Here is a 7,139-nt window from a genome sequence, read left to right on the forward strand (position 1 = left end):
CTCCGGCGAGTGCCCTTACTGGTTGAAGCCGACTTCATTGACCATCTGCGCGGCGCGCTTGCGAAGCTTGGCGACTTCGGTCAGCGGCAGGTCATCCTGCTTGAACTCGCCCCATGAGGTCAGCAGCTCGGAGCTCTCGGCTTCCGGGTTGGCCGGATACTCGAAGTTGACCTCGGCATACATGTGCTGGGCGGTCTTCTCGGTGAGGAAGCGCATCAGCTTGAGGGCATTCTCTTCGTGCGGCGCGTACTTGGTCATCGCCATGCCGGAGATGTTCATGTGCGTGCCGACGCCGTTCTGATCCGGGAACTCGATACGTGCCTTCTCGGCCCACGGGCGCTGCTCGTCATTGTCGAGCATCTTGCCGTAGTAATAGCTGTTGCCGATGGCCACATCACAGACGTTGTCGCGGATCGCCTTGATCTGATCACGATCGCCACCCTGAGGCTTGCGCGCCAGATTGGCCTTGAAGCCTTCCAGCCACTCACGCGTGGCCTCTTCACCGTTGTGCGCGATGCGTGAGGCGATCAGCGCGACGTTGTAGGGGTGATCACCGGCGCGTGAGCAGACGCGCCCCTTCAGGCTCGGATCCGCCAGGTCGTCATAGCTTGCCACCTGACCGGCCTCGAGACGCTCGACACTGGTGTAGAGCACCCGTGCGCGCGTGGTGATGCCGAACCACTGATTGTCGGGGCCGTGGTACTGCTCGGGCAGATTGGCCTCGATGACCTCGTCATTGACGCTCTTGACCAGCTCCTCGTCGACCAGCTCCTGCAGACGTCCCACATCCACGGTCAGCAGAACGTCAGCCGGAGTGTTGCGCCCTTCCCGCTTGAGACGCTCGGCCAGGCCCTGCTTGGCGAAGACCACATTGACCTTGACGCCGGTCTCCTCGGTGAACTCCTTGAGGAACGGCTCGATCAGATAGGCCTGACGATAGGAATAGACGTTGACCTCTTCCTGGGCTTGAGCCGGCAGCGCCGTGGCGGCGGTAACGCCAGCCAGTGCGCCCAGCAGCAGCTTGCGGACGGAGGATGCAGAAATCGTGGTGGAAGCTGTCATCGAATACCCCTGTTCGAAGGTCCCCGCTTCTGGCCTGCTGGTGCAGGGGAAGCAGAATGATCGTAGCAATGCGAATCATTCTAATCACAAAGGGTTTCCGATCGCAACGCTCGTGCAACGCTGACTTGCAGTTTTCGCAATCCGTGCTAGCAGTTCATGCCTGAAAACCCGGCGATTCCACGGCGGGATATCTCGAGGCGCGCGGAACAGACAATGTCCTGCGCCGGCATGGCGGGCGCATCAGGCCACGCGGCCATCCTCCCCGACGGCAGGCAATAGCGTCATCGCCTCCTGGATGGCTTGCGTGTGTGAAAGCTTGCGCTGCCAGACAGCGTGCAGCGCATGTCGGAAGGCATTGGCGCGTGCTGGCAGGCCGCACCTTTCGTATTCAGCGGCCCGCTCGTCGACACGCTGTGCGAAGGCATCGCGATCCACCTCAAGCTCCAGATTATCGACGCTGACATGAAACGGCTTGGCGACTGCACGGTGGAACAATTGCTCCAGCGCCTGCGGGGCTACCTCGACACTTTCAAAGGCCTTCTGCTGGTGTGCATCACGTCCGTCCGGTGCATACCAGTAACCGTAATCCTCCTTGAGGCGTCGCTCAGGGCCCGCGATGCACCAGTGACTGACTTCGTGCAGAGCGCTGGATAAGAAGCCGCGCGCCAGATAGAGACGATGAAAGCCGAGCTCATCGCCTGGAAAGTCGCCGCTGGCGACCCCATCCTGCACCTCATCCGTCGTCATGCCGGCGGGCAGATAGAGAGGTTCGTGGGGGGCGCGCCGCAACAAGGTGTTGTAAGACGTGGCAAACAGTCCATCGAAGAGGGAAGTCAACGCCGTCAGCTCAGGGTCCATCGACTCTTGATCCGTCAGGACCTGCCCCCCCGCCAGGGCATGATCAGACATGGCATCGCCGTCTGCGCTGCACGCCTCATGACGTGATGACAGGGTGCGAGGCACGCGGGAAAGTTCTGAAGAAAGCAACACAGGCAAGTCTCGACGATCGTGTGAATCAGCAGCGATATCAGTACCCGGAGATAGGGACGGTACTGCATGACGATGTCGAGCATTGTACGTGGCTCGTTCGTATCACGTCATTCCACCTGACAGGTGAGTACCAAGCGCTGATAATTCACTCTCTTGCGCCCCGCAGGCAGGCCTTATCTGCTAGGATGGCGCGCCAAGCAAGAATGATTCTCGATTACCAGCAGGAGCCTGCCGTGCCCCCCGCCGAACCCTCCCATTCATCCGCCTCCACGCCTGCAGCCTCTTCTCAGGCGCCATTCGCCAGCCGGGTACGCGCCGAGACCTCACGCCTGGTCACGCTGGCACTGCCAATCTGCGGTGCTCAGCTGGCTCAGGCAGGCATGAGCGCCGTGGATGTCCTGATGACCGGTCGCTCCAGCGCGACGGACCTGGCAGCCGTCTCGGTGGGGTCCAGCCTCTGGGTGCCTCTGCTGCTGTTGATGGCTGGCACCTTGATGGGGCTGACACCCGTCGTGGCACAGCTGATGGGGGGTAACCGCAGCGGTGAGGTACGTGACAACGTTCACCAGTCACTGTGGATCTCATTGGTGCTCGGCAGTCTGTCAGGATTGGCACTGTGGTTCCTGGCGGCGCCAATCTTCACGCTGATGGAGGTGCCCGGCGCGGTGGCAGAACAGGCCACGCTTTATCTGATGGCCATTGCCTGGGGCATGCCGGGCGCCGCCTTCTATCAAGTGCTACGCGCGTATTCCGATGGCATGAATCATACTCGTCCGGCGCTGATCATCAGCTTGATCGGCCTGTTGTCGAACATTCCGCTCAACTACCTGCTGATCTATGGCTCTGCAGGCGTGGATGACTTGCTGGGGATCACGTTGCCGGGACTGCTGGGCGATATCCCGGCCATGGGCGCTGCAGGCTGCGGTATCGCGACAGGGCTTGCCATGTGGATCATGTGTCTGAGCATGTTTCTCTACACCCGTCGCAGCAGCGCCTACCAGGCAGTCGCCCTCTGGTGCCAACCCAGCGCGCCTCAGCTCAAGAAGATCTCGGAACTGCTCAAGGTCGGTCTGCCGATCGGCATCGCCATCTTCTTCGAGGTCACGCTGTTCACCGTCATCGCGCTGTTCGTGGCAAGCTTCGGTGAGATCAAGGTGGCAGCCCACCAGGTCGCACTCAACTTCACCTCATTGCTGTTCATGCTCCCTCTGTCACTGGCCATGGCACTCACCGTACGAGTGGGGCATACCATCGGCCGTGGTGACATGAACGAGGCGCGCTTCGTGGCGTGGAATGGCGTGGCCTTCTCACTGGTGGTCGCTCTGATCAATGACCTGGTGATCTGGGTACTGGCAGAGCCTGCCGTGGCGCTCTACACCAGCAACCTCAAGGTGCAGGCGCTGGCGCTTTCCCTGATCACGCTGGCGATGCTCTATCAGGTCTCCGACTCTTTGCAGGTTGCCATGGCGGGGGCTCTGCGCGGCTTCAAGGACACTCGCATCATCATGTTGATCACCATGTTCGCCTACTGGATCATCGGTCTTGGTGGCGGACATCTGCTGGGGGTGGGCAGTGAGCAGTTCCCCGTCTGGCCTTGGGCTGTCGAGAGCATGGGTGTCTATGGCTACTGGATTGGCATGGTGGCCGGCCTGACCGTGGCGGCTCTGCTGCTTGGCTGGCGTCTGTGGGTCATCGCGCGCCGCGCCATTCAGGAGGGCAGCCTGCCCGGCTGAGCGAAGCCCCCTGCCAACGCTGGCCGCGAGCTCGTGATACCGACGGCGGCCAGTGTTCCATCCCTTTTCCCACCCGCTCAAGCACTCGCCTCAGACGCCCCGCCACCGGCCTTTTCCCCGGTCGCGGGGCGTTTGCGTTTAATCCTTCATCTGCGCATGGACGGTCATTTCGTCCAAGGAGGGGTTACCGTCAGGGCTCAGGCTGTGCTAATGGTTATTCAAGGCAGTGCATTCATATGCAGTGCGCCATCTTGCAAGCGGCGGCTGTTTGCACACCCGCACACGCCGAGGACGATCGACAAGCTGCTGAGGAGGGTTCGTCATGGGCGTACCAGTTTCTTCCCCCCGCTCCGCCAAGGTCATCGACCTGAATGTCATGCGTGACAGGATGCGTGCACGACGTCGTATTCTCCGGCTTGCGCCGGAACACGATGGGTTGGAAATGCTCTATCAGCTCGAAAGCGACCCGGAGAGCTACTACAGCCTTCCCGTGTTGGCCTGGGGTCTGCGCGAGGATGGTGAGGTGGTCGGCCTGGTGCCATGGATGGAGGGGCTGATGCCCTGCCATGAGCTGGAAGATCCGCAGCAGGGCCACTTCGTCGGCTACCGAGACCCGGAAACCGACGAGGTCTTCATGCTGGCTCCGGACCACAAGGTCTATGAGCTCGAGCATGCCGCGGCCTATTACGACTATGAGGTGTCGGAGAAGACCACCTTGCTGCAGCAGCTACCGGATACGCTCGGGACTCATGCCCTGTGCATGACCAATGGCGAGTCTGCGTGGCAGCTCAAGCAGGTGTTCGGCTGGCGTCTATACAGCGATGGCAACATCGAGGCACTGCTGGTCGATGAAACACGTGTCACCCAGACACCGGTGCTGGCTGGAGATGACTGCCTCTACCCCGGTCGCAGTCGTCATGACGTGGTCTATTTCTTCCAGCGCGCCGTCGCCAACCAGATTCGTGAGCAGGACCCGGCCACCCTGGAAGCTCTCGCGCTGATGATGACCGGCGAGAGTGATCAGGTCAGTGTGGAAGTGCACGACCGCGAAGCCTGAGACGACTGGCGTCAACTGATGCGAATGTCATAAAGGAAGTGATCCGGCGTTTCGTCACTGCGCTCCAGTGTGTGCCCAAGAAATGCACAGAACTTGGGCACATCACGTGTCGTCGCCGGATCGGTCGCCACGACACGCAGCAGGTCTCCGCTCGCGAGCTCACGCACCTTGTTGTGCAGCATCATGATGGGTTCGGGGCAATACAGACCGCTGGTATCCAGCTCTGCATCGGCAACGGGCAAGGGGGTATCGGTCATCAATGACTCCTGAGGTCCTGCCACTCACAAGGCAGAATGTATGAAGACGGGAGGCGGGCATGATCAAGGTAATGATCGAACGGCATATCATGCCGGGACTCGAACAGGATTACGAACAGGCCTCACGCGAGGTCGTGCGTGAAGCCATGCATGCACAGGGCTTCATCTCGGGCGAGAATCTGGTGGAAAGCGGACGTCCCGGCCACCGAATATTGATCACTTCATGGCGAGACGCAAGAGCCTGGCAGGAGTGGTCGAGCAGTCACGCGCGCGAACGCATGATGGCGCGTCTGGGGCCGATGCTTTCTCAACCGGAACGCATCGTGTTGCTTGAACACACCTGACCTGCGAGAGATTCAAGCCTCGCGAGCGCAGCACCCCTCAGCGAGGCTCTGTCCATCGACCTGACAGCACCGCACAGACAAGCCCCCACGGACCGCTCGGTCCGTGGGGGCTTGTGGTCGCACCAGACAACCCGGTGGCTCAGTGCGTGATACGCACATGCACGGTGACTTCTTCGCGGTCATGGTACAAGTGACGACACCGGATCTCGGCACCGACATTGGAACGCTCAAGGCTGGCCGCCAGATAATCGAGACAGCGGGAGACTTCCTTCCAGCGTTGCTTCATCGGCAGCTTGAGATTGAAGACCGCCTCGTTGCACCAGCGCTTCTTCAGCCAGCGCTCGACCATCTCCGTCACGCGGATGGGCTTGTCGACGATGTCACAGACCAGCCAGTCCAGTCGCAGCGGTGGCTCCCAGGTAAAACCATCTTCCTTGAGATGCTCTACCTGTCCAGTCGCCATCAGATCCTTGTTCATGGGGCCATTGTCGATGGCAAACACGAACATGCCCTTCTCGACCAGCTGGAAGGTCCAGCCACCCGGCGCTGCCCCAAGATCCGCTGCCTGCATGCCAACCGCGATGCGACGCTCCCACTGGTCGCGCGGCACGAACTCATGCCAGGCCTCTTCCAGCTTGAGTGTGGAGCGACTGGGGGCACGGCTCGGCGAACGCAGATGACGGATGCCGTTGGCATATTCGCTGCGGTTGCCAGGAAAGCTCATGCCCAGCTGCACTTCGTCACCATCCGTCCAGAATACGTGCAGCGCCCGCCCACCGGCCTTGCGACGCAGTGCACCACGCTTCTTGAGCGCAGACTCCAACGGGCGGCCGACGGCCTTGCCAAGGCCCGACAGTGCCTTGCCATCATTGGTGTCCGGCATCTCGTGGCGGATCTCCTCGAAGCTCCAGCCAGCGTCGACCACCTGCTGCAGAATTGGCGAGACTCGATTTTCCCGCGACATGCCGACCAATGGCTCCAATGCCACCAGTGTCTGGCGAGCGAAGACCAACGCCTGAAGCGGCATGTCACGATGCAGGCTATTGGCGGGCTCATCACCTGTCACCACATAACGCACGAAGCCACTGTCGCGTGCCGCAATCGGATAACCCGGGGCGCCCAGATAAGCGGCCTTTTCACAGACTTCTGCGGCCAGGTCGGCCTCGAAGCCCGGGCGGCAATACAGCAACAGTTCTTGAGGTTGCATCATCATCTCCATAACGGAAGGCTGGGGAGTCTACCGCCTCGCTCCTGTCCACGACAAGCATGGCGACAATGACTGACTCAGCGAGGAAGCCGCTACTCAGGCCCACCGGGCCTGCCAGCTGACGGGTACCGGCTTTCCGGTTTTTGACCCGCAAAGAGAACCGCCCCTGCAGCTGGGCTGCAGGGGCGGTTCAGTATAAGTGCCTGACGATGACCTACTCTCACATGGAGAAACTCCACACTACCATCGGCGCTAAGCGGTTTCACTTCCGAGTTCGGCATGGGATCGGGTGGTTCACGCTCGCTATGGTCGTCAGGCGAAACGGTGGCACCTTGCGGTGCCTGAGTCTCGAGGCTTGTGGCCTCGCGACTCGCAATATGAATCATGCTGACCGATATGTCGTCGATCCTGTCGCAATCCCGGCGTTTACCTAAGCAAACCCCTTGGGTGTTATATGGTCAAGCCTCACGGGCAATTAGTACTGGTTAG

General features: G+C 60.8%; 7 protein-coding genes and 1 rRNA gene. 3 read left to right on the top strand and 5 right to left on the bottom strand.

Annotated elements, in window-relative coordinates; genetic code table 11:
• Positions 1-15: 15 nt before the first annotated feature.
• Together QD228_RS02570 and QD228_RS02575 are read right to left on the bottom strand one after the other, a co-directional pair.
• Entirely contained in the window at positions 16-1,062 is a 1,047-nt protein-coding gene (locus QD228_RS02570; protein ID WP_136938380.1) for a Fe(3+) ABC transporter substrate-binding protein, read from the bottom strand.
• A gap of 240 nt (positions 1,063-1,302) precedes the next feature.
• Complete coding sequence (locus QD228_RS02575) at positions 1,303-1,971, bottom strand: elongation factor P hydroxylase (protein ID WP_347882122.1); 669 nt, start codon at positions 1,969-1,971, stop codon at positions 1,303-1,305.
• A 410-nt stretch (positions 1,972-2,381) separates the two neighbouring features.
• On the opposite strand from QD228_RS02575, the gene QD228_RS02580 reads away from it, so the two are divergent.
• Both QD228_RS02580 and QD228_RS02585 read left to right on the top strand, forming a co-directional pair.
• Positions 2,382-3,785, top strand: a complete 1,404-nt coding sequence (locus QD228_RS02580) for an MATE family efflux transporter (RefSeq protein WP_240499759.1) — start codon at positions 2,382-2,384, stop codon at positions 3,783-3,785.
• Between the two features lie 322 nt (positions 3,786-4,107).
• Entirely contained in the window at positions 4,108-4,842 is a 735-nt protein-coding gene (locus QD228_RS02585; RefSeq protein WP_077371340.1) for a hypothetical protein, read from the top strand.
• A gap of 11 nt (positions 4,843-4,853) precedes the next feature.
• Here the strand turns inward: QD228_RS02585 and tusA are convergent, their stop codons facing one another.
• Positions 4,854-5,099 (bottom strand): sulfurtransferase TusA, encoded by a 246-nt coding sequence (gene tusA, locus QD228_RS02590; protein WP_077371338.1) that lies wholly within the window; start codon positions 5,097-5,099, stop codon positions 4,854-4,856.
• Between the two features lie 59 nt (positions 5,100-5,158).
• Between tusA and QD228_RS02595 the strand changes: the two genes are divergently transcribed.
• The gene (locus QD228_RS02595; protein WP_077371336.1) at positions 5,159-5,443 is read left to right on the top strand and encodes an antibiotic biosynthesis monooxygenase; all 285 of its coding nucleotides are present in this window, start codon (positions 5,159-5,161) and stop codon (positions 5,441-5,443) included.
• Positions 5,444-5,582: 139 nt separating this feature from the next.
• Here the strand turns inward: QD228_RS02595 and rlmM are convergent, their stop codons facing one another.
• Positions 5,583-6,656, bottom strand: coding sequence for a 23S rRNA (cytidine(2498)-2'-O)-methyltransferase RlmM (rlmM, locus tag QD228_RS02600; protein WP_103751373.1), 1,074 nt, complete (start codon positions 6,654-6,656; stop codon positions 5,583-5,585).
• A 195-nt stretch (positions 6,657-6,851) separates the two neighbouring features.
• Positions 6,852-6,967, bottom strand: a 5S ribosomal RNA gene (gene rrf / locus QD228_RS02605).
• Positions 6,968-7,139: the final 172 nt, after the last annotated feature.

The sequence above is a fragment of the Cobetia sp. 3AK genome, assembly GCF_029846335.1.
GTDB classification, from domain to species: domain Bacteria; phylum Pseudomonadota; class Gammaproteobacteria; order Pseudomonadales; family Halomonadaceae; genus Cobetia; species Cobetia marina.

Excerpts from the sequence above, each read along its gene's own strand:
- QD228_RS02585 (WP_077371340.1), top strand. The coding sequence starts at position 4,108 with ATGGGCGTACCAGTTTCTTCCCCCCGCTCCGCCAAGGTCATCGACCTG.
- QD228_RS02595 (WP_077371336.1), top strand. The coding sequence starts at position 5,159 with ATGATCAAGGTAATGATCGAACGGCATATCATGCCGGGACTCGAACAG.
- rlmM (WP_103751373.1), bottom strand. The coding sequence starts at position 6,656 with ATGATGATGCAACCTCAAGAACTGTTGCTGTATTGCCGCCCGGGCTTC.
- QD228_RS02575 (WP_347882122.1), bottom strand. The coding sequence starts at position 1,971 with ATGTCTGATCATGCCCTGGCGGGGGGGCAGGTCCTGACGGATCAAGAG.
- tusA (WP_077371338.1), bottom strand. The coding sequence starts at position 5,099 with ATGACCGATACCCCCTTGCCCGTTGCCGATGCAGAGCTGGATACCAGC.
- QD228_RS02570 (WP_136938380.1), bottom strand. The coding sequence starts at position 1,062 with ATGACAGCTTCCACCACGATTTCTGCATCCTCCGTCCGCAAGCTGCTG.